The sequence below is a fragment of the Lentzea sp. NPDC054927 genome, from assembly GCF_053610285.1.
Genome location: NZ_JBSGXZ010000036.1, coordinates 28,430 through 48,223, shown reverse-complemented (window position 1 = coordinate 48,223; position 19,794 = coordinate 28,430). Strand labels below are relative to the sequence as shown.

General features: G+C 69.4%; 21 protein-coding genes. 12 read left to right on the top strand and 9 right to left on the bottom strand.

Annotated elements, in window-relative coordinates; all coding sequences use genetic code 11:
• The first annotated feature begins 100 nt into the window (after window positions 1-100).
• Window positions 101-811, top strand: a complete 711-nt coding sequence (locus tag ACWGE0_RS34260; RefSeq protein ID WP_452265041.1) for a S8/S53 family peptidase — start codon at window positions 101-103, stop codon at window positions 809-811.
• On the opposite strand, the gene ACWGE0_RS34255 is transcribed toward ACWGE0_RS34260, so the two are convergent.
• From ACWGE0_RS34255 to ACWGE0_RS34240, 4 genes are all read right to left on the bottom strand, one after another.
• Complete coding sequence (locus ACWGE0_RS34255) at window positions 742-2,772, bottom strand: CHAT domain-containing protein (RefSeq protein WP_452265040.1); 2,031 nt, start codon at window positions 2,770-2,772, stop codon at window positions 742-744. The genes ACWGE0_RS34260 and ACWGE0_RS34255 overlap by 70 nt on opposite strands.
• Window positions 2,769-3,140, bottom strand: coding sequence for a hypothetical protein (locus tag ACWGE0_RS34250; RefSeq protein ID WP_452265039.1), 372 nt, complete (start codon window positions 3,138-3,140; stop codon window positions 2,769-2,771). The genes ACWGE0_RS34255 and ACWGE0_RS34250 overlap by 4 nt, the downstream gene beginning before the upstream one ends.
• Entirely contained in the window at window positions 3,137-3,667 is a 531-nt protein-coding gene (locus tag ACWGE0_RS34245; protein ID WP_452265038.1) for an RNA polymerase sigma factor, read from the bottom strand. The genes ACWGE0_RS34250 and ACWGE0_RS34245 overlap by 4 nt, the downstream gene beginning before the upstream one ends.
• Window positions 3,668-3,763: 96 nt before the next feature.
• Window positions 3,764-4,927, bottom strand: a complete 1,164-nt coding sequence (locus ACWGE0_RS34240) for a pyridoxal phosphate-dependent aminotransferase (protein ID WP_452265037.1) — start codon at window positions 4,925-4,927, stop codon at window positions 3,764-3,766.
• 29 nt (window positions 4,928-4,956) lie between these two features.
• Here ACWGE0_RS34240 and ACWGE0_RS34235 point away from each other — a divergent pair, with 29 nt between their 5' ends.
• Window positions 4,957-6,204, top strand: coding sequence for a DUF445 domain-containing protein (locus tag ACWGE0_RS34235; RefSeq protein WP_452265036.1), 1,248 nt, complete (start codon window positions 4,957-4,959; stop codon window positions 6,202-6,204).
• Here the strand turns inward: ACWGE0_RS34235 and ACWGE0_RS34230 are convergent.
• The gene (locus ACWGE0_RS34230) at window positions 6,177-6,662 is read right to left on the bottom strand and encodes a CGNR zinc finger domain-containing protein (protein WP_319969607.1); all 486 of its coding nucleotides are present in this window, start codon (window positions 6,660-6,662) and stop codon (window positions 6,177-6,179) included. The genes ACWGE0_RS34235 and ACWGE0_RS34230 overlap by 28 nt on opposite strands.
• An 86-nt stretch (window positions 6,663-6,748) precedes the next feature.
• Between ACWGE0_RS34230 and ACWGE0_RS34225 the strand changes: the two genes are divergently transcribed.
• Genes ACWGE0_RS34225 through ACWGE0_RS34215 form a run of 3 tightly spaced genes read left to right on the top strand, consistent with a single transcriptional unit; the run spans window position 6,749 to window position 10,175 of the window.
• Window positions 6,749-7,273: a PadR family transcriptional regulator gene (locus ACWGE0_RS34225; protein ID WP_452265035.1), complete on the top strand. Its 525-nt coding sequence runs from the start codon at window positions 6,749-6,751 to the stop codon at window positions 7,271-7,273.
• Complete coding sequence (locus ACWGE0_RS34220) at window positions 7,270-7,944, top strand: ABC transporter ATP-binding protein (RefSeq protein WP_452265034.1); 675 nt, start codon at window positions 7,270-7,272, stop codon at window positions 7,942-7,944. Before ACWGE0_RS34225 ends, ACWGE0_RS34220 begins: the two co-directional genes overlap by 4 nt.
• Window positions 7,941-10,175, top strand: coding sequence for an FtsX-like permease family protein (locus ACWGE0_RS34215; protein ID WP_452265033.1), 2,235 nt, complete (start codon window positions 7,941-7,943; stop codon window positions 10,173-10,175). The genes ACWGE0_RS34220 and ACWGE0_RS34215 overlap by 4 nt, the downstream gene beginning before the upstream one ends.
• Here the strand turns inward: ACWGE0_RS34215 and ACWGE0_RS34210 are convergent.
• The gene (locus ACWGE0_RS34210) at window positions 10,111-12,129 is read right to left on the bottom strand and encodes an NACHT domain-containing protein (protein WP_452265032.1); all 2,019 of its coding nucleotides are present in this window, start codon (window positions 12,127-12,129) and stop codon (window positions 10,111-10,113) included. The two genes, ACWGE0_RS34215 and ACWGE0_RS34210, sit on opposite strands and share 65 nt — an antisense overlap.
• Before the next feature lie 72 nt (window positions 12,130-12,201).
• Window positions 12,202-13,269 (bottom strand): methyltransferase domain-containing protein, encoded by a 1,068-nt coding sequence (locus ACWGE0_RS34205; RefSeq protein ID WP_452265031.1) that lies wholly within the window; start codon window positions 13,267-13,269, stop codon window positions 12,202-12,204.
• Between the two features lie 118 nt (window positions 13,270-13,387).
• On the opposite strand from ACWGE0_RS34205, the gene ACWGE0_RS34200 reads away from it, so the two are divergent.
• From ACWGE0_RS34200 to ACWGE0_RS34180, 5 genes are all read left to right on the top strand, one after another.
• Window positions 13,388-13,765 (top strand): helix-turn-helix domain-containing protein, encoded by a 378-nt coding sequence (locus ACWGE0_RS34200; protein WP_030477927.1) that lies wholly within the window; start codon window positions 13,388-13,390, stop codon window positions 13,763-13,765.
• Window positions 13,766-13,770: 5 nt separating this feature from the next.
• Window positions 13,771-14,445 carry a hypothetical protein gene (locus ACWGE0_RS34195; RefSeq protein WP_452265030.1) on the top strand — a complete coding sequence of 225 codons (675 nt, stop codon included), beginning with the start codon at window positions 13,771-13,773 and terminating at the stop codon, window positions 14,443-14,445.
• Window positions 14,446-14,572: 127 nt separating this feature from the next.
• A complete protein-coding gene (locus ACWGE0_RS34190; RefSeq protein ID WP_319969703.1) occupies window positions 14,573-14,848 on the top strand; it encodes a DUF2516 family protein in 276 nt (91 codons plus the stop codon).
• Window positions 14,845-15,501, top strand: coding sequence for an alpha/beta fold hydrolase (locus ACWGE0_RS34185; RefSeq protein ID WP_452265029.1), 657 nt, complete (start codon window positions 14,845-14,847; stop codon window positions 15,499-15,501). The genes ACWGE0_RS34190 and ACWGE0_RS34185 overlap by 4 nt, the downstream gene beginning before the upstream one ends.
• Before the next feature lie 9 nt (window positions 15,502-15,510).
• Window positions 15,511-16,059, top strand: coding sequence for a type 1 glutamine amidotransferase domain-containing protein (locus ACWGE0_RS34180; RefSeq protein WP_452265028.1), 549 nt, complete (start codon window positions 15,511-15,513; stop codon window positions 16,057-16,059).
• 37 nt (window positions 16,060-16,096) lie between these two features.
• Here the strand turns inward: ACWGE0_RS34180 and ACWGE0_RS34175 are convergent, their stop codons facing one another.
• Window positions 16,097-16,852 (bottom strand): MerR family transcriptional regulator, encoded by a 756-nt coding sequence (locus ACWGE0_RS34175; protein ID WP_452265027.1) that lies wholly within the window; start codon window positions 16,850-16,852, stop codon window positions 16,097-16,099.
• A gap of 204 nt (window positions 16,853-17,056) precedes the next feature.
• On the opposite strand from ACWGE0_RS34175, the gene ACWGE0_RS34170 reads away from it, so the two are divergent.
• Window positions 17,057-17,617, top strand: a complete 561-nt coding sequence (locus tag ACWGE0_RS34170) for a YbaK/EbsC family protein (protein WP_452265026.1) — start codon at window positions 17,057-17,059, stop codon at window positions 17,615-17,617.
• On the opposite strand, the gene ACWGE0_RS34165 is transcribed toward ACWGE0_RS34170, so the two are convergent.
• Window positions 17,594-18,661, bottom strand: coding sequence for an LOG family protein (locus tag ACWGE0_RS34165; protein WP_452265025.1), 1,068 nt, complete (start codon window positions 18,659-18,661; stop codon window positions 17,594-17,596). The genes ACWGE0_RS34170 and ACWGE0_RS34165 overlap by 24 nt on opposite strands.
• A gap of 129 nt (window positions 18,662-18,790) precedes the next feature.
• Here ACWGE0_RS34165 and ACWGE0_RS34160 point away from each other — a divergent pair, with 129 nt between their 5' ends.
• Window positions 18,791-19,765, top strand: coding sequence for an aminotransferase class III-fold pyridoxal phosphate-dependent enzyme (locus ACWGE0_RS34160; protein WP_452265024.1), 975 nt, complete (start codon window positions 18,791-18,793; stop codon window positions 19,763-19,765).
• Window positions 19,766-19,794 lie beyond the last annotated feature (29 nt).

Here is a 19,794-nt window from a genome sequence, read left to right as displayed (position 1 = left end):
CTCTGAGCTGGTGGATCACGCCGTCCGTGCCCTCGGCCCGGTGCACGTGCACGATCCTGAGGGTCCAAACGAGTGTTTGGTCCGTTCGGGCGAATTGATCGTGCTGCCCGCAGACGCACCCACTGTGCGCAAGCGTTTGCGGGGCGCCTACTCACACGAAGAGATCTCTTCCGGCGCCATCCGCATGTACACCAAAGCGTCCGATCGGGCGCGCGTCGTGGACATCGCCGCCGACGTCGGTGGCACCCCGAACCACGTCCACGTGTCTTGTCCGATCATGATCGGCACCTCCCGCCCGGTCGTGGGCGAGCGGCTGCCGGAACTCCTGGGCGAGGGCACCGTCGCGTTGCTCGACACTCCTCTCGACGCCCCGCACGGCTCGTTGGTCGGCGGCGTCCTGCGCCACCACGGCGCCACCGTCCGCCCGTTCCCGGTGCTTACGCCGAACGGCTTCGGCGACGACCTGACCCTCGCGGCAGCGTTGAAGGCCACTCGCTCACTCCCGGTGGTGCTGGTCGCTTCCGGCACGTACTCGTTCAACGACGAATGCCCACCTGTCCTGTCCTCCTACGGCCACAACGTGGTCGCCGCCGCGGGCAACGGCGCCTCCACCCGTCCGTGGTGGCCAGCCGCCCTGTCTTCCGTAACGGCCGTGGGTGCCTCAGCGCCGTTCTCCGGCCACGGCCCGTGGGTGGACGTAGTTGTTGACGGCGTCGACGTGCCCGCAACGGTGGGCTGCACTCAGTCGCTGTGCACCGGCACCTCGTTCGCCGCCGCTCTGCACGCCGCCACTCTCGTCCCGGTGCCGTAGCAACTGAATCCGAGGTGCGCGACGGCCTGCGCCGCCTCCGCGGGGTGCCCGATCAGCCGATGGACCTCGGCCATGGCGTCACTGACCTGCGCGTCCGGCACCGGCAGCACGCTGGCGATCACCGCCCTGCTGCCCGCGTCGAGGAACGCCCTGGCCAGCCCCGACTCGCAGGCAGACAACACGACGATCTCCGGCGGGTTCTGGATTCGGGCGATGTCGTAGCCGTAGAGCGGGCCGTCCTTCAGCTCCAGGTACGAGAACAACGGGTTCTCCGGATGAACGTGCCCGTGCGCCGCGATGTGCGCGATCCCGGCACCTTCCAGCACTCGAAGCGTCTCCTCCACTGTGGACGCTGCTTCGCCGCCGTGTTCCCGCTGCAGCGCGGTGACTTCCTCGTGCCGCAGCCTCGGACCGGCAACCCAGGCCCGATGGCCACCGTTGCTCGCCGGACGCCAATGCCGCATCGACGGAACGACGTGGACCCTGGGACCGATCACCGCCCACGGCATCGCGTGCAGCACGCCGTCCGGGATCACCACCACCTCGTCGACGTCGGGCAGCAGCTCAGGCACCGCTCGTCCGGCCGCCACGGCCAGCCTGGCGTCCGTCACCAGCCGGGCGGGATCGGGGATGTCGCGCATTCTCGCGCGGCCGTCCAGCACCGTCACCGCCCGCATCCGTCCTTTGTGGAAGATGAAGCTGACCAGCGGTAGTCCCGACAACTCGGCCGGCGACCGCCGCACCCGTGCCGCCGTGGCGAGGGTAAGCCTGCGGACGTCCCTCTCGAACGGTTCCAACGGCAGGCCGAACGCTCTCGCCCGCCGCAGCCTCGTGAGCGCCAGCGCGAGCTCAGGATCGTTGAGAGGCAAGGGAGCCGAGCGACGATGCTGCTCGGACCAGTGCAACACCTCGCGAGCGGTCCGTGCGAGCCCGAGCGCATGCCCGGTCAGCTCCTCCCGCGGCCAGTCCCCGTGGTGCTCGTCGAGCAACCGGAGTCCGGCCCGGCAAGCAGCCAGCGCCCCACGCCGGTCGGACCTGCGCGCCTGTGCGAGCCACCCGAGCGCCCGCGTCTGCACCGGCCCGCGAAACCGATGCGCCGCAACGGCATCCAGCTTCCCCGCGGCCAGCATGAACTCGACGTCCGTGCCCCCGAGCCTCCGCGCGGGCGCCGGATCCCCATCCCGCAACGCACAGCGCGCACTGAGAACCGCCAGCTCCGGCACGTGCCGATTGCACTTGCTGAGCAACTCCAACGCAGGCGCCAGCACCCGCCGCGCCTCGGTGGTGAGCCCGGCGGCCAGCAACGCCTCAGCCCTGTCCACGAGTGCCTCGGGCCTGCTCGTCGAGTCGAGCCCGGCCTTCGCCGCGTCCTCGTACCGCCGCAACGCCAGCGGCAGGTCGCCGGCGAGCATCGCCACGAACCCCCTGTTGTGCAGGCACATCGCCGCCCGCCCAGGCTCACCGATGGCCTGCAACAACATCTGCGCGGCCGCGAAGTCAGCCTCGGCGTCCACCAGCTTCGTGGCACCGCACCGGGCAATCCCCCTGCCGATCAACGCGTTGGCCAGCCACCGCTGATCGCTGTATCTCCGCAGGTCCCTGATGACCGACGTGAGCTCCGCGATCGCCGGCCGGGGATCGGCCGACCCGCAGAGATGCAGCCCGCGCAGGCACCTGGCCCGCGCCAGCTCCGGCCCGCGGAGGTGCGGCGTGGCCAGGTCGAGGTGCCGGAGACTCTGCTTGCGTCGCCCCCGATCCAGGTCGATCCACGCGAGCGTGAGGTGAAAGCGCGCCTCACCGGTGAGCCGAAGCCCTCGCTGGGCGAACCGTGCGGCGACGTCGAGCCGCCCGAGTTCGACGTGCGCGATGCTCAGGTCGTGCAGGGCGTCGGCACGCTCGGCCTTCGTGCCGCGGACCTCGGTCGCCGCGATCGTGGCCTGGGGATCGGCGCTGGCGCTCATGCGACGAACCACCCCGTGGTCAGCCCCAGCTCGGGGACGGTCACACACAACGGCCCTGGCTTGACGTCGGCGCGGAACCACCCTTCGGCGTCCGGGCGGAGGGCCTGGGTGGAGCTGGGTGAGCGGACCTCGACGGACACGCCCTTGTCGTCCAGCACGCCGGTGAGGTGCAGGCTCGACGCGCCGGAGTCGAGCTGCAGGTACATCCGGCCGACGCCGACGTGGAACACGAGCTGCCGCGACGGGCCGCGGACAGGTTCGTCGACGGGGGTCATCGGGTCGAGTCCGGTCGCGCGGGGTGCCGACACGGGCGGCGGGGAGTCGGAGCTGAACAGGTCGGCGATCTCGTGGAGCAGTGCGTCCCTCATCGCAGGTCCCCCACCTTCCGCCGCAGCTCAGCCAGGCACCGGCTGCGTGTAGAGCCAACGCTCCCCACCTTTATCCCCAGGGCCTCCGCAACCTGTGCATAACTCAGTTCCGGGCTGTGGGCAGCGATCCGCAGCAGCCGCTGGCACCGCTCGTTCAACGTCACCAGCGCCGCCCACAGCCGCCGCTGCCGGTCGTTGGTCAGAGCGACCTCGTCCGGCGCAGGCAAGGGAGACTCCGGCTCCCACAGATCGAACGACACCTCACGTCCGCGCGCCCGCACCACGGCGATGGAGTGCCGGGTGGCGGTACGGACCAGCCAGGTGCCCAACGCCTCGGGTTGGCGGATGCGGGTCAGGTGTTCGGCCAGGCAGAGCCAGGTGCACTGGTAGACGTCGGCGGCGTCGGTGTGGCTCAGGCGGAACGATCTGGGCACCGACCAGACCAGCCGGGAGTAGCGCTCGACCAGGGCGTCCCAGCCGTGCAGGCCGGAACGCCACCCGATGAGAACCTCAGTGTTCGAGTCCATGCCATTTGGAGTCGAACTCCGGCGTCAAGGCTCCCGGACTCACCCGAAAGTGGGTTGTCCACAGGTGTGGAGAAACTCATCCACACTTGTGGACAACTACAGCTTGTGGAGGCGTTCCACGGCTTCGTCGATCACCGCGTCCTGCTTGCAGAACGCGAAACGGATCAGGTGCTGCCAGTCGGCTGGGCGGTCCGTGAACACCTGGACCGGCACCGCGGCGACGCCGATTCGGGCGGGCAGGTCGCGGCACAGGGCCAGGCCGTCGGTGTAGCCGAGCGGGCGGACGTCGGCGCAGATGAAGTACGTGCCCTCAGACGACCGCACCTCGAAACCGGCCGCGCGCAGGCCCTCGGCCAGCCGCGCGCGCTTCGAGGCCAGCGAGTCGCGCAAGCCGGTGACCCAGTCCAGTTCGGTGGTCAGGGCGTGGGCGACGGCGGGCTGGAACGGCGCCCCGCCCACGAAGGTCATGAACTGCTTGGCCGCCCGGACCGCGGACACGAGCTCGGCGGGGCCGCACACCCAGCCGATCTTCCAGCCGGTGCAGTTGAACGTCTTGCCGGCGCCGGAGATCGACAACGTCCGCGGCGCCATGCCCGGCAGCGAGGCCAGCGGGATGTGCACCAGGCCGTCGAACACCAGGTGCTCGTAGACCTCGTCGGTGATCGCCAGCAGGTCGTGCTCGACGCACAACGCGGCGATGGCTTGGAGCTCCTCCAAGCGGAACACGGTGCCGGTGGGGTTGTGCGGCGAGTTGACCAGGATCGCTCGCGTCCGAGGGCTGACGGCAGCGCGCAGGGCGTCCACGTCGAGAGCCAGCCGGCCGGAAGCGTCCTCGCGCAGGCCGACGGTCACCCGCGTCGCCCCGGCCAGGGCCACGGAAGCGGCGTAGGAGTCGTAGTAGGGCTCGATCAGGATGACCTCGTCGCCGGCCTCGACCAGAGCCAGCAGCGAGGCCGCGATCGCCTCGGTCGCGCCGACGGTCACCAGGACCTCGGTGTCCGGGTCGTACGAGAGCCCGTACCGCGAACGGTGAGCCGCCACCGCGTTGCGCAGCACCGGCATGCCGGGGCCGGGTGGGTACTGGTTCACGCCCGACCCGATCGCGGACTGGGCCGCCGCGAGCATCGACGCCGGACCGTCGGTGTCGGGGAAGCCCTGACCGAGGTTGACGGCGTCGTGCTGCACGGCCAGCGCCGTCATCTCCGCGAAGATGGTCGACGTGAACGGCTGCAACCGGGGAACTAGCGCTGGTACCCGCACAACGCAGGATCTTCACGGACAATGGCGTTGTGGAGCAACTGACCGCCGCTGACCAGCAGAAGCGCACCGACCTGCGCAAGATGAAGCTCGTCGCGACGAGCTTCCTGATAGGCGCGACGGTCATCTTCTTCGCCACCCACGCGTTCGAAGGCGCGTGGGTGGGTTATGTGAGAGCCGCCGCGGAAGCCGGCATGGTGGGCGCGCTCGCGGACTGGTTCGCGGTCACCGCGCTGTTCCGCAGGCCGCTGGGACTGCCGATCCCGCACACCGCGATCATCCCGGAACGCAAGAACATGTTCGGCCAGACGCTCGGCGACTTCGTAGGCGTCAACTTCCTCAGCCCCGAGATCGTCCAGGACAAGCTCCGGCGGGCGGGCATCGCCGAGCGGGCCGGAGCGTGGATCAAGGAGCCGGAGAACGCCGAACGCGTCACGAACGAGCTGGCCAACGTCATCAAGGGCGCGATCACCGTGCTCAAGGACGAAGAGGTCCAGGCCGTTCTCGAGCAGGCGATCGTCAAGCGGGTCACCGAGAAGCCCTGGGGTCCGCCGCTGGGCAAGCTGCTCAACCAGGTGCTCAGCGACGGCGCGCATCACAAGCTCGTGGACCTGATGTGCGACCGCGCGTACGAGTGGGTGCGGGACAACTACGACAAGGTCAGCCTGATTGTCACGGACCGCGCGCCCACGTGGTCGCCCAAGTTCGTCGACGCGCTGCTCGGCGACAAGGTCTACACCGAGCTGGTCAACTTCTCCTGGGCGGTCAAGACCGACGTCAACCACCCGATGCGGCTCGCGGTGGACCAGTTCCTGCTCGAGTTCTCCACGGACATGCAGACCGACCCGGTCACCATGCAGCGGGCCGAGCAGGTCAAGCACCAGGTGATCACCCACCCGGACGTCCAGAAGCTGATCAGCAGTGCTTGGGGCACGGCCAAGAAGATGCTGATCGACGCCGCCGAGGACCCCTCCAGCGAACTCCGCAAGCGCGTCACGCAGGGCCTGATCACGCTCGGCACGAACCTCACGACGGACGACGAACTGCGCGCCAAGGTCGACGGCTGGCTGGAGCAGGCCGCCGGGTACGTCGTCGGTAACTACCGCGCGGAGATCACCACGCTGATCACCGACACCGTCGAGCGCTGGGACGCCGAGGAGACCTCGCGCAAGATCGAACTGCAGGTCGGCAGGGACCTGCAGTTCATCCGGATCAACGGCACGGTGGTCGGCGCGCTGGCCGGCCTCGTGATCTACACGGTGGCCAACGTGCTGTTCTGAGCACGGGACCGTTTTCGGAACGTGCGGGCCTTCTCCCGGTTGCCGCAGACCTGCATCGAGCACCAGGTGCGCGAGCGGTTGCGGGAACGGTCGAAGAACGCACGCAGGCAATCGTCGGCCGGACAGATCTTGAGCCGTTCCCACGATCCCAGCACCGCCAGGCGGGCGGAGGCCGCGAGCACCGCGCCGAGCGCGTCCGAGCTGGACAGCACCGGGACGCCGTCGGTCAGCTCGATGTGGACCACACCGGCCGCGGTCTGAGGGCCTGACGACCCCTCGATGGACGACCGCAGTGCCGCTCTCGCGGCGCGCGCCTGTGCGATTTCCCCGCTCCGCCCCAGGCCGCGCTCGGTCACCCAGGCGCGCCAGGAGGCTTCACTGTCCAGTACGTGTCGAGTGTTCAGGAAGTCGAGCACCAGCTCGACGTCGTGATCCCAGCCGACAGTCAGACCAGTCACCCCTCCACTGTAGGCGCCACGGCGAGTGCTCGTCAGGGCATCCGATGAATACACTCGGTGTATACATGGTGTGTATAGTGCTCCTCATGTCGATCGGACACGCACTGTTGGGGCTGCTAGAGGGCGGTCCAAGGCACGGATACGACCTCAAGCGCGCCTACGACGAGCGCTTTGGTCAGGACCGGCCGCTGCACTACGGACAGGTGTATTCGACCCTGTCGAGGTTGCTGAAGAACGGCCTCGTGACCGAAGCGGGCGTCGAGGCGGGCGACGGTCCGGAGCGCAAGCGCTACGCGATCACGGACGCCGGGGTCACCGATGTCGAACGCTGGCTCGGCACGCCGGAAAAGCCGGAGCCGTACCTGCAGAACACCCTGTACGCGAAGGTCGTGCTGGCCCTGCTGTCCGGCCGCAGCGCCGAGGACGTGCTCGACACGCAACGGTCCGCGCACCTCACCACGATGCGCGACCTGACCAGGCGCAAGGCGGACGGCGACCTCGCCGACCAGCTGATCTGCGACTTCGCCCTGTTCCACCTCGAAGCCGACCTGCGGTGGCTCGAACTGACCGCGGCCCGCATCGACAAGCTGGCCCAGGAGGTCGGGAAATGAGCCTGTTGAGCGCTGAGGACCTGCACAAGTCGTTCGGCAAGACGCATGCGCTCGAAGGGGCGGGCCTCACCGTGCGCGCCGGCGAGATCGTGGCGGTGATGGGGCCGTCCGGCTCCGGGAAGTCCACGCTGCTGCACTGCATCGCGGGCATCCTGCCGCCGGACTCCGGCGTGGTCCGTTACGGCGACCGCGAGCTCACCTCGATGTCCGACCGGGAGCGCAGTGAGCTGCGGCGCACCGACTTCGGGTTCGTCTTCCAGTTCGGCCAGCTTGTCCCCGAGCTGACCTGCCTGGAGAACGTCGCGCTGCCGTTGCGGCTCAGCGGCATGAAGCGCAAGAACGCCGAACGTGCCGCGAAGGACTGGATGGCCAAGCTGGAGGTCGACACCGTCGCCGACCAGCGGCCCGGTGAGACGTCCGGCGGTCAGGGGCAACGCGTCGCCATCGCCCGTGCGCTGGTCACCGGGCCGAAGGTGATCTTCGCCGACGAACCGACCGGCGCACTCGACTCGCTCAACGGCGAGCGGGTGATGCACCTGCTCACCAAGGCCGCCAGGGAGACCGGCGCGGCGGTCGTGCTGGTGACGCACGAGGCCCGCGTCGCCGCCTACTCCGATCGCGAGGTCGTCGTGCGCGACGGCAAGGCCAGGGACGTGGAGTTCGCTCGATGAAGCAGGTGATCGGCGATCTCGCTCTGGGCGTCCGGCTGGCCGTCGGGGGCAGCCGGAAGTCGTGGGGGAGGCTCGCGCTGCAGGGCGTCGGCATCGGTCTGTGCGTGGCGATGTTGCTGCTCGCCGCCGCGTTGCCGAACGCACTGAGCGCACGGGACGACCGCGGTGATGCGCGCAACACGGTGACCGAAGGCAACGGCCCGGCACCGGTGCTCGCGCAGGAGATGTACGTCCACTTCCGCTCGCACGACATTCCCGGCACGTACGTCAACGTGCGCGCGCAGAACGCTCCTGTGCCACCGGGCCTCGAACGGTTGCCGCAGGACGGCGAGGTCGTCGTGTCGCCCGCGCTCGCGGAGCTGCTCGCGTCGCCGGACGGTGAGCTGCTGCGTCCCCGGTTCCCGCAGAAGGTGATCGGCACGATCGGCGCGGCAGGCCTGATCGGACCTCACGACCTGAAGTTCTACGCGGGTGACAGCAAGATCGCGGAGGACTCCGGCACCAAGGTGTACGGCTACGGGCGGGCGTACCAGCGCATGGGGCCCGACCCGGTGCTGTGGATGCTCAGCCTGGTCGGCATCGTCGTGCTGCTGTTCCCCGTGCTGGTGTTCGTCGGCGTCGCCACCCGGCTCGCCGCGGCGCAGCGCGACCGCCGGCTGGCGGCGTTGCGGCTGGTCGGCGCGGCAGCGAGCCGGGTTCGGCTGATCGCGTCCGGTGAGACGCTGGTCGGCGCGCTGACCGGGCTCGTGTTCGGCATCGGGTTCTTCCTCGCGGTGCGGCCGCTGGCCGACGACGTTCCGGTCGCCGAGCTCGCGTTCTTCCCCGGCGATCTTCTGCCCGCACCGCCACTCGCGGCGGTGGTGCTGGTGGCGGTGCCGGTGCTCGCGGTTCTCACGTCGTTGTTCGCCATGCGCCGCACGATCATCGAACCGCTCGGCGTGGTCCGGCACCAGAAGCCGGTCCGGCGCAGGCTGTGGTGGCGCCTGGTGCCGGTGGCCGGCGGAATCGCGCTGCTGGCCAGCCAGTTCGGTGACACCGGGGAGAAGGACACCCCGTTCCAGGTCGTCGTCATCACCGGTGTCGTGCTGCTGATGCTGGGCATCCCGGTGCTGCTGCCGTGGCTGGTGGAGCGGGTCGCGAACTGGATGCGCGGTGCCACTCCGGCGCTGCAGCTGGCGGTGCGCCGGTTGCAGCTCGACGCGGGCACGGCGGCGCGCGTCGTCGGTGGTGTGGCCGTGGTGCTCGCCGGCACGGTGACGCTCCAGGTCATCCTCGCGAGCGTGCAGAAGGACGTCGTCTCCGAGGAGAAGCGGGACGCGACCCACAACTTCGTCGCTCTGACGCCCAAGGACGACATCGACACCGCCGGACTGCAGAAAGCGGTGGCGGGCAGCAAGGGTGTGAAGGCCGTGCACGTGCTCGACCGCACCTATGCGATCGACTCGAACGACCGCACCACGAACGTCTCCGTCGGCACTTGTGCGGCGCTCAAAGCACAGGTGGACGTCACGGACTGCGTTGACGGCAAGGCCTACCGGGTGCGGTTCGCGCGGGACGTGCCCGAGAGCGAGGCCGGCGAAGTGCTCATGATCCAGGGCAGGACCGCGTGGACCCTGCCCGCGCTGCAGGAGGTTCCCGGCATCAGTCCGGGCATCTACCTCACCTCTGCCGCGGCCAAGGGCATCGACTTCACCGACGGCAACCCCCAGTTCCAGGCCGAGCTGGACCTCGCGGTGCCGGACGCCGCCGAGCACATGCGCAACTCCATCGCCGACTACAGCTGGCGGGTGCACGCGTACTTCGTCGGCCAGGACGACTCCGCCGAGATCGAGCTGATCTTCGGTGCGATCCGCAGGGCGTTGCTCGCGGGCGCGGTGCTGACGTTGCTGCTGGCCGGGGCGTCGTTGCTGGTCATGGCGTTGGAACAGGTCCGCGAACGCCGCCGCCCGCTCGCCGTGCTGGCGGCCACCGGGGTGCCGCGCGGCACGCTCGCCAGGTCGCTGCTGTGGCAGAACGGCGTGCCGCTGGTGCTGTCCACGGTGATCGCGGTGGGCACCGGCATCGGACTCGGCGTGATGGTCACGCGGGTGTTCAACGCCGAGGTCGCCTACGACTGGCCGGGCATCGCCGCGCTCACCGTCGCGTCGATGGCGCTGGTGCTGGCGGTCACTGCTCTGACGTTGCCTTCGCTGAGAAAGGCGACCGGAGCACTTGGGTTGCAGAGCGAGTAGTCACCTCGTGCTCTGCCAGGCGGTCCTGCACCAGTCCGTGCCGGAACTGGTAGCAGGCTCCCGCCCGGCAGAGCACGCCGAGCTTGCGCGCGTCCTCCAGGAAGACCATCAGCTCCCACGGCAGTTTTCCGCGCAACGCCAGCCAGATCCGCGCGACGGTGAACCACCACCAGCGCAGGTGCAGCACGGCGAGCGCGAACCCGAGCATCAGGCCGGACGCGAGACCCAGCCCGACCATGCCGGTCTGGCCGGGACCGAACACCAGTGCCGCCGCCGAACCGAACACCACCGCGAGCACGAGAGATCCGGTCCACACCGCGATCCGGTCGCGCGCCATCGTCCACTGAGGACTGGAAGCCTGCGAGAGCTCGGCTGCGCTCGACAACGCGAACCGCAGCGCGACCGCCACGGCGAGTCCGAGCCCGACCACGAGCCCGGCGGAAAGTCCGTACAGCGCACCGAAGACGAGACCCCCGGCGAGCCCCAGCACGCCGGGCACGAGCAGCAGACTGCGCCAGATCCCCAGACGTGGCTTGGCTTTGCGTTCGTTCGACGCGGTCAGTGCGGCGGCACCGACGGCGATGCCGGCGACCAGACCGGTGATCGGGGCGAGCGACGGCGTGATCGAGTACGCCATCAGCCAGCCGACGCCGAACCCGCCGATCGCGCCCAGCACCAGTGCGCCGAGCACCGCGAGCCAGGTGTTGCCGACCGACCGGCGCAACTCCCACCAGGCCAGTTCGCGGATGTCGCGGTCGCGCATCTCGTGGGCGAGGAACTCGAGCCACCGGCGGGCCCGGTCGCGTGGCCAGACCTGGGTGGCGCCGGCGTGGTGCGCGAACGCCCGGTTGCCGAACGCCCGTGAGACCAGCTCGTCGCAGAGGTGGTCGGAGATCGCCCGTGCGTCCGGGAAACGGCCGCGATCAAGCAGTTCGGTCGGCTCGGCCTCGCTGTCCGCGTAGACCATGCTGGCCAGCCACATCGTCAGCGGCGTCGACAACGCGTCCGCGAGCCTGCCGTCCGGTTCCTCGCGCAGCTGGATGAACACCGGCTCCCACCGCGCCGCGCCCACGCTGTCCGCGCTCGCCCGCAGGTAGGCGGCGACCTCCTCCAGGTCGAGGGGCGCCAGTTCGACGACGTCCGCGCCTGGCATCGGTCCGGCCAGATGGACCGCCTGCGCGAACTCGGCCGTGCGGCAGGTCAGCACCATCGGGCGCTTCGCCCCGAACGCCTTCGCGATGCGGGACAGAGCGTCCGCGCGCTGGTGGGCGGGGATGTCGTCGAGACCGTCCAGCACGGGCAACACCTTGTGCTGCTCGACCAGCAGGTCGCCGGCGTAGCTGCCGTACAGCTCGGTGTTGCGCAACGCCGGGTGGTCCTCGTACAGCCGGCGCGTGAGCCACGTGCGGATGTCCTCGACCGCCGGGTTCCACGTCGACAGCGGCAGCAGAACGGGCACCATGCCGCCGTCGTAGCGGTCCAGCAGGCCACACGTCAGCAGCATCGCGACGGTCGTCTTGCCGGTGCCCGCCTCGCCGACGATCACCATCCTGCGGTTGATCTGCCGTTCGAAGGCGCCCACCACCGCGTCGCTGCGTCCCGGCGGCGCGTCCGGCTCGTCGCTCACGTCCAGTTCCGCGGCCGTCCAGTGCAGGTCGAGCACGTCCGGGTCGGTGAGGCCGCGCGACCGCACCTCCTCGTTCCACTGCGCCTGCAGGCCGATCGCCAACGCGCGGCAGGCGGCGTCGAGGTGCTCGTCGGTGCTCAGCGCGGCGTTGTGCCTGCGCCGGACCCACGGGTCGAGCAACGCCAGCAGGCCCAGAAACGCCAGCGCCAGAACGATCAGCCACAAATGCGGGTTGATGCCGTGGTCGGTCACGAAGAGACCGGCCGCCGTCAGCAACGCGGTCAGCACACAGCCGGCCAGCAACGCCTGCTGGCGGAATCTGGACATGCGACGCATCATGACGCACCGCATCCGCCTGGAGTCGATTCAGTGACTCGTGTCGTGACGTTTGGTTGTTGATCACAGATGCCAGCGCAGATCGCCGAGCGTGAGGAACTGGCCGTCGGGTCTCACCTCGATCCCGAACTGGTGCCGGCGGGGTTTGCCCAGGTCGCGCCAGTCGACGACGGCCTGCTCCGCGAGATCCCACAGCCTGCGCGGGCCGCCCTGGTCGACGTGCGAGCCGTGGTGGTGCACCCAGGATCCGTCCGGATGGGCTAGCCAGTCCTGGCCGGCGGCTACTCCGGGCAGCGCGATGCCGGAGAAGAACTCGGCGGGGCTGGCCGGGTTGACCACGGTGTCGAGCGGCACCTCGGTGGCGCGCCTCTCGAACGTGCCGGCACCCGCGAGCGCCGGCGGGTGGGCGTGTGCGCGCATCGGCATGAAGCGGCCGTCCTCCATGAGCACGCGGCCCTCGCCGGTGCCGTCACCGTTGGACACGATCAGCACGAGCCCGGCGCCGATCGGGCGGTGCAGCGTCGTGACCACCAGACCGCCGGGTCTGACCTGCTTCAGCCAGGCGGGCGGGATGGTCGCGACGGAGCAGGTGGCGAGCAAGCGGTCGTAGGGCGCGCGTTCCGGATGGCCGAGCGCGCCGTCGGCCGTGACGCAGGTCGGGAAGAACCCGTTGCGACGCAGGCGTTCCTGCGCTCGTTGCGAAATGTTCCGGTCGACGTCGATCGTCGTCACGTTCGCGGAACCCATGGCGTGGCACAGGAGAGCCGCGTTGTAGCCGGTGCCGGTGCCGACCTCGAGCACTGTCTGTCCGTTGTGGACGTCCAGGGCCTCCAGCATGATCGCCATGATGGTGGGCATGCTCGACGAACAGGTCGGTGTGCCGCCGGTCACCGTGTCATCGCCGTCGAACTGGGTAACCCACACTCGATCGGCGTAGACGAGTTCCAGCCAGTCCGGGTGCCTCGCGGTGATCCGTTCCCAGTCGCCGCCCGGCAGCTGACGGTAGAAGCGCGGCAGGAACTCGTGCCGCGGCACGGCCCGGAAAGCCTTGAGCCATCTGGGTTCGTGCAGCACGCCATCGCCGAGCAGGTGGTCGGCGAGCTCGGTGCGCAGGACCCCGGCCTTGTTCATGTCACCTCCCACGGTATCCCTGTGGCGGAGCACACGCAGCGATTGCTAGCAGGGTGCTTGCAATAGCTAGCACTCGTCGCTAACGTAGTTGGTGGCACGAGGAACGGGAGCAGGAACAGTGGACAAGTCCATCGACAAAGCAGTCGCGGACCTCGGCCGCAACATCGGTGAGTACATCCGCGAACAGCGCAACACCGCCAAGATCTCCTTGCGGGAACTGGCGAAGCAGGCGGGTGTCTCCAACCCATACCTCAGCCAGATCGAGCGAGGACTGCGCAAGCCGTCCGCGGAGATCCTTCAACAGATCGCCAAGGGCCTGCGCATCTCGGCCGAAGTGCTCTACGTCGAGGCCGGGATCCTCCAGCAGCGCGAAGGCGGTGCGTTGGCGGACGCCATCGTCGCCGCGACCGATCTGACCGAGCGGCAGAAGCAGGTGCTGCTCGACGTTTACGAATCTTTCAGGCGGGAGAACACCGCCACCAACAAGGAGGACTGATCTCCATGCCGAAGCTCACCCAGGACGACGTTCGCAAGGCCGCCGAGCAGGGCGCCCACGCCGCACGCCAGGCGCTGCTCGCCGCGCTCGGTGCCGGTGACCTCGCCGCCAAGGCCGTGGTCGAGGCCCTGACCAAGGCCAAGGAGCGCGCTGAAGAGGCCCGCACCCAGGCCAAGGACCTCCCGACCGAGCTGAACGACCTGCGCGACAAGCTGCAGCCGGCCGAGCTGAAGAAGCTCGTCGACGCCTACACCGCCTCCGCGGTGAACCTGTACACCTACCTCGCCGAGCAGGGCGAGCAGACGCTGGAGCAGATCAAGGCCCAGCCGCAGGTCAAGCAGGCCGTGGAGCAGGTCGAGCACGCCGTCGAGGCCGCGCAGAAGCGCGCCGAGTCCGCTGCCGCCGACGCCCGCGAGCTGGCTGACGACGTGCTCGGCAAGGTGACCCGCCGCACCCGTTCGATCGGCGAGAAGGTCGCCCACGAGGTCGAGGACGGCGCCGAGAAGCTGGCCGAGGAGATCGTCGAGGCCGGTGGCGACGCCGCGCACGAGGTCCGCAGCACCACCCGCAAGGCCGCGAACCGCACGGCGCCCCGCAAGCCGGCGACGACGACCCGCACCACCGGCACGACCACGGGTACCGCGGCGGCCAAGAAGACCACGCCGAACACCACCAAGTGAGTCGTTGAAAGTCTGAATCGAGTCGAGGGGAGTGGCCCAGTCGGGGCCGCTCCCCTCTTTTCGTACCGGCACGTAGTCTGGGTGCGTGTTCTACGTGCCGATCTTCAGCTTCTGGAACCTCGACGGCATCGTGTACTTCTTCGCCGACCTGGGGTTCAGCGTTGTCGGGCTGTTCGCGTTCTTCCACGCGCTGACCCAGCGCGTCGACGCGTACACCGCGGCCGAGCGCATGACCAAGCCCGCCTGGCTGGGCATCACCGGTGGCGGTACGGCGGCGATTCTGCTGTTCCAGCCGTACAGCTTCGGCTCGATCTTCTGGCTCGCCGGCCTCGTCGCGGTCCTCGTCTACATGGTGGACGTGCGACCGAAGCTGATCGAGGTGCAGCGCGGCCCTCGCTGGTGATCACGAACGCCTACGGCACCGGCTCGCCGGTGACCCTGGTCGCGCACGGGCTCGGCGCCACGCCCGGTGAGGCGCGGATCCCCGCCTCCGGGCTGCCCGGCACCCGCGTCGTCGTGACGCTGCCGTCGCACGGTGACGCACCCGACGCGCCACCCGGCTACTGGGACTACGGCCGCATCGCCGCTGATCTCGGCTCCGTTCCCGCTGATCAGGCCGTGGGCGTCTCGCTCGGTGCCGGAGCACTGGTCCGGTTGTTGTCCTTGGCGCCTGATCGTTTTCAACGGGTCGCGTTGCTGCTGCCCGCCGTGCTGGACCAGCCGCGCCAGTCGTTCACGATGCAGCAGCTCGCCGAGCTGACCGTCGGGCCGCCGATCTACGTGGCCGAACGGCGCGAGGCGCTGAAGCGGTTGACCGCGGCGGCCGAGGAACTGCCTGGTCAGGTCGCGGTCGAGGACGCGTCGGTGCTCGCGTCGGTCAAGATCCCGGTGCTGGTAATCGGGGCTGTCGGAGATCCGCTGCACCCCGAGGACGTGGCGAAGGCGACCGCGGCCGCGTTCCCGAACGGTGAGCTGTGGCTGGTGGACTCGCCCTCACCGATGCTGACCCACCGCAACGAGGTGCGGCACAGGTTGATCTCCTTCTTCGCCGGGTAGCCGAAGTGCATGGCTGAACAGAAGAAGATCGCATTCCTGGTCGACACGGAGGGCATCGAGCAGATCGAGCTCACCGACCCGTGGACGCACGTCGAGAAGGCCGGCGGAGTGCCCCGCCTGCTCGCGCCGAAGCTCGGCGAGGTTCGTGGTTACCACCACCTCACGCCCGCCGACGCGTTCCCGGTCGACACCACGTACGCCGACGCGAACGCGGACGACTACGACGGTGCCGTCATTCCGGGCGGTGTGGCCAACAGCGACTTTCTGCGCATGGACAACGATGCCGTTGAGCTGGTTCATGCACTGGTCTCGGCAGGCAAGCCGATCGCTGCCATCTGCCACGGACCGTGGTTGCTGGTAGAGGCCAACGTGGTGCGCGGCAAGATGCTGACCTCGTTCCCCAGCCTGCAGACCGACATCCGCAACGCGGGCGGCGACTGGGCCGACGAAGAGGTCCGGGTGTGCGACATGAACGGGTGGACGCTCGTGACGTCCCGCAATCCCGATGACCTGCCGGCGTTCAACCGCGCGGCGCTGAAGGCGTTCGGTCTGGACTGAGCCTGGCTGAGCGGGGTCTGCAGCCCCCGGCCAGCTCCTAGAGACGCGTCTCGGCGTAGTGCGCCATGGCGTCACGAAGCCATTCGGCCATGTTGTCGCCGTTGACCTCGAAGTTCACCCGGAACTCGTCCGAGTCGACGTAGAGATCGCCGAGCCCCTTGTACGACTCGCGGTTCGGCGTCCAGCTCAGGCAGATCCAGCGGTAGTGGCGGTCGACCAGCTCCTGAGCCTCCGGAGCGTCGATCGCCGTGCCCGCTGTGAACAGGGCACCGAGCTCGCGCGCGATGTCCTGCCACTGCTTCATGAACGCGTCCGCGTCGGAGCGCGTCCAGGTCTTCAGCTTCTCCCTGCTCTCGGCGAGGTGCTCCTTGACCCCGTCGCCGTAGCGCTCGATCAGCTCGGCCTCGTGGCGCTTCTGCTTCGACGCGTCGAACCCGTCGAACAGCTCTTCCATCTTCACTTCGTCCCCTCCTTCCAGTTCGGCGATCGTGCGCGCGACGGTGCCGGCGAGCCGGTCCAGCCGTTCGCGTTCCTCCCGCAGCCACCGGTGGTGGTTGCGCAGGACCGTCAGCTGGTCCGTGCCGTTCAGCAGGTCCGCCACCACGTCGAGGCCCAGGCCCAGGTCGCGCAGCAGCAGGATCTGCTGCAGGCGGTGCACCTGTTCCTTCTCGTAGTAGCGGTAACCGTTGTCGCCGATCCAGGCCGGCGGCAGCAGCCCGATCGAGTCGTAGTGCCGCAGCGTCCTGGACGTCACCTTCGACATCCGGGCCACTTGGGCGATCGACCAGGCCATTCCAGTTCCCCCTTCGCGCTCTGAAATCGAAGGTAGAGGTTGACGCAGCGTCAAAGTCAAACCGAGTTTGGCAGGATGGTTGCGAATTCGCGCTGGTCGTCCGGTCGCCCCATCGTCGGGATTCGGCGAAGCCCAATCGCGGCGAAGCGGCGGCCGGACGACCAGCTACCAGGCGAATTCGCCGGAGTCTGCGAAGCAGCGACAATGAACACTGTGTGGACCATCGCTGGATCGTTGGAACCCTTTCCTGTGCTCTCGCGCCTCGACCTGGTGCCCGTGCCCGTCGAGGCCGCGTTGAAGAACCTGGACGGCGCTGACCGCGTCGCCGTGGCCGAGATCGACGCTTCGCTGGCGGACACCGCCGAGTTCTGCGCGCACTACGGCTCACCGCTCGCGGCCTCGGCCAACTGCGTGGTGGTCGCGGGCAAGCGCGGCGGCGAGATCCGTTATGCGGCCTGCATGGTGCTCGCGACCATGCGCGCGGACGTCAACGGCGTCATCCGCAAGCGGCTGGACGCGCGCAAGGCGTCGTTCGCGCCGATGGACGAGGCCGTGGCGTTGACCGGCATGGAGTACGGCGGCATCACGCCCATCGGGGTGCCCGCGGACTGGCCGATCCTGGTGTCGCCGGAGGTGGCCGCCGCCCCCGAACTGGTCGTGGGCAGCGGCATCCGGGGCAGCAAGATCCTCATCCCCGGCGACGTGCTGATGAAGCTGCCCGGCGCCGAGGTGCTGCCTGATCTAGCCCGCGTACTTGACCAGTAGCTCGATCGCCTCGTCGACGTCGTCGGTGACGAGGATCCACTGCTCGGCCTCCCGGCCCGCTGCGAGCTTCTGCACGAGCGGCGCGGCCGGGACCTCGTCGGTCCAGAACTCCCTGCCCAGGAAGATCATGGGCGCGGCCGGGCCGACGCTGGCGTAGTAGTTCTGCGTGAAGTCCTGGAAGACCTCCTGGACCGTGCCCGCCTTGCCCGGTGTGTAGACGATGCCGCCGGTCGCGACGGTCAGCAGGCCTTCCTCGCGCACCGAGTTGGCGAAGTACTTCGCGTGCAGCTCGCAGGCGGGGTTGGGCGGCTCGTGGCCGTAGAACCAGGTCGGGATGCCGATCGTGCGCGGCCGCTCGAAGCTCGGGATCTCCGGGAACGCCGCCAGCCACCGGCCGATCGACTCGTCGTCGTTGCCGAACGACGGTGCCCGCGCGATGGTGTTCAGGACGTCCTTGTCGGCCGAGCCGAGCCGCACGCCCAGTGGCACGGCCTCCATCGCACCCGGTCCGCCGCCAGTCAGCACCGTGAAACCGGACCGGCCCAGCGCGGCGCCGAGTTCGACGGCGCTGCGGTAGCCGTCCGAGCCGCGGGCCAGCGCGTGGCCGCCCATGACCGCGATCGGCGAGCCCGTCAGCGTCTCGTCGAGGGCCTCGGTGATCGAGTGGTCGTGCAGGCGTTCGGCCAGCGCGTGCAACGGGTCGGGGTGGTGGCCCTGCTGCTTGCTGTGCTTGTAGATCACCGCGTCCGGGGTGTCCGCGTACGACCTGGGGTTCGCCGGGTCGAAGCCCGCGAACAGCTCGTCCGGCGAGTAGAGCTTCGACCGGTACACCTCGTAGGGCAGGTCCGGGATCACCGGGAAGATCAACGCTCCGGCGGCGTCGGCCTGGCGCTGCATCCTCTCGCTGAGGGCGCAGCCGAGCAGCAGCGCCCCGTCCAACGGCACTCGCACGTCCTCGCGAGTCAGGTCCAGCCCGATGATGACGGCTTTGCGCAGGTCAGGCTGTGCCCGCAGCTGGTCGAGGTCGGTGATTTCGGTCCGCACGAAAGAAAGCCTATGCCTGAGGCGAACCAACGTGCCCTGGAATCCGAATGAGTAGGTGGGAACTACAGGTCCGCTCGTCGTCTCGTCGAGCGGCCTCGGGCCGCGCTGCCCAGTGAAAGGTTCCCCGCCATGGCTACCGAACAGCTGACCGGATGCGCCGCCCGTGGCGCCCGAGTGGTAGATCCCCACCGCGTCGAGTACCTGGACTGCGGTGGCTACGGAGTACCTCTGCTAGGCCACGCCCACCCGGCAGTGGTGCAGGCTGTGGTCGGCCAGGTGCGCCGTCCGTCGCTGCTGGACCGCCTGATGCTCGACCTGGTCACGCCCAACGGCCTGGACCACGTGCACACCTTCTCGTCGGCCTCCGAAGCGGCCCAGTTCGCCGTGGCACTGGCCCAAGCCAACGGCCGCCCACGAGTCCTGACCACCGGCGAAGTCCCGTACGGCGGCATCGACTCGTTGCGCGCCGTCCTGGCCTCCGGCCCACCGGCCTGCGTGCTCGTGGAACCGGTCCGCGGCGTCGCGTGCCCACCCTCCGGCTACCTGACCGCGATCGCCGAGGTGTGCCGCGAGCACGACGCGCTGCTGATCGTCGACGAAACCCGCACCGGCCTGGGCCGCCTGGGCGTCTGGTGGGGCTCCGACCTGGACGGCGTGACCCCGGACATCCTCCTGGTCGGCGAAGGTCTCTCCGGCGGCGTGCTCCCGATCGCCGCCGTCGTGGCCACCGCCGCCGTGGAAGTACCGCTGTGGCGCGGCTCCGACGACGTGTCACCCCTGGCCACCGCCGCCGTCAACGCCGCCCTGCGCGTCACCGCCGCCGAAGGCCTGGTCGAACGCGCCTCCCTGCTCGGCGACGAACTGCTGCTGGGCTTCCGAGCCGTGGTCGCCGGCAAGGCCCACGCGTCCGGCCGCGGCCTGTTGCTCGGCATCGAACTGCCGGACAAACGCACTGCCGACATCTTCACCGGCGAACTCCTGCGCCTGCGCATCCTCGCCGACTTCCGCGGCCGCACGGTGAGCTTCACACCTCCGGCGGTCATGACCGCCGCGGACGCCGGGTGGCTGGTCGAGTCCGTGGGCAGGGCCGCGGCCAAGATCTGACGTTCGCCCGGCACGCGTCGCGCACCCCT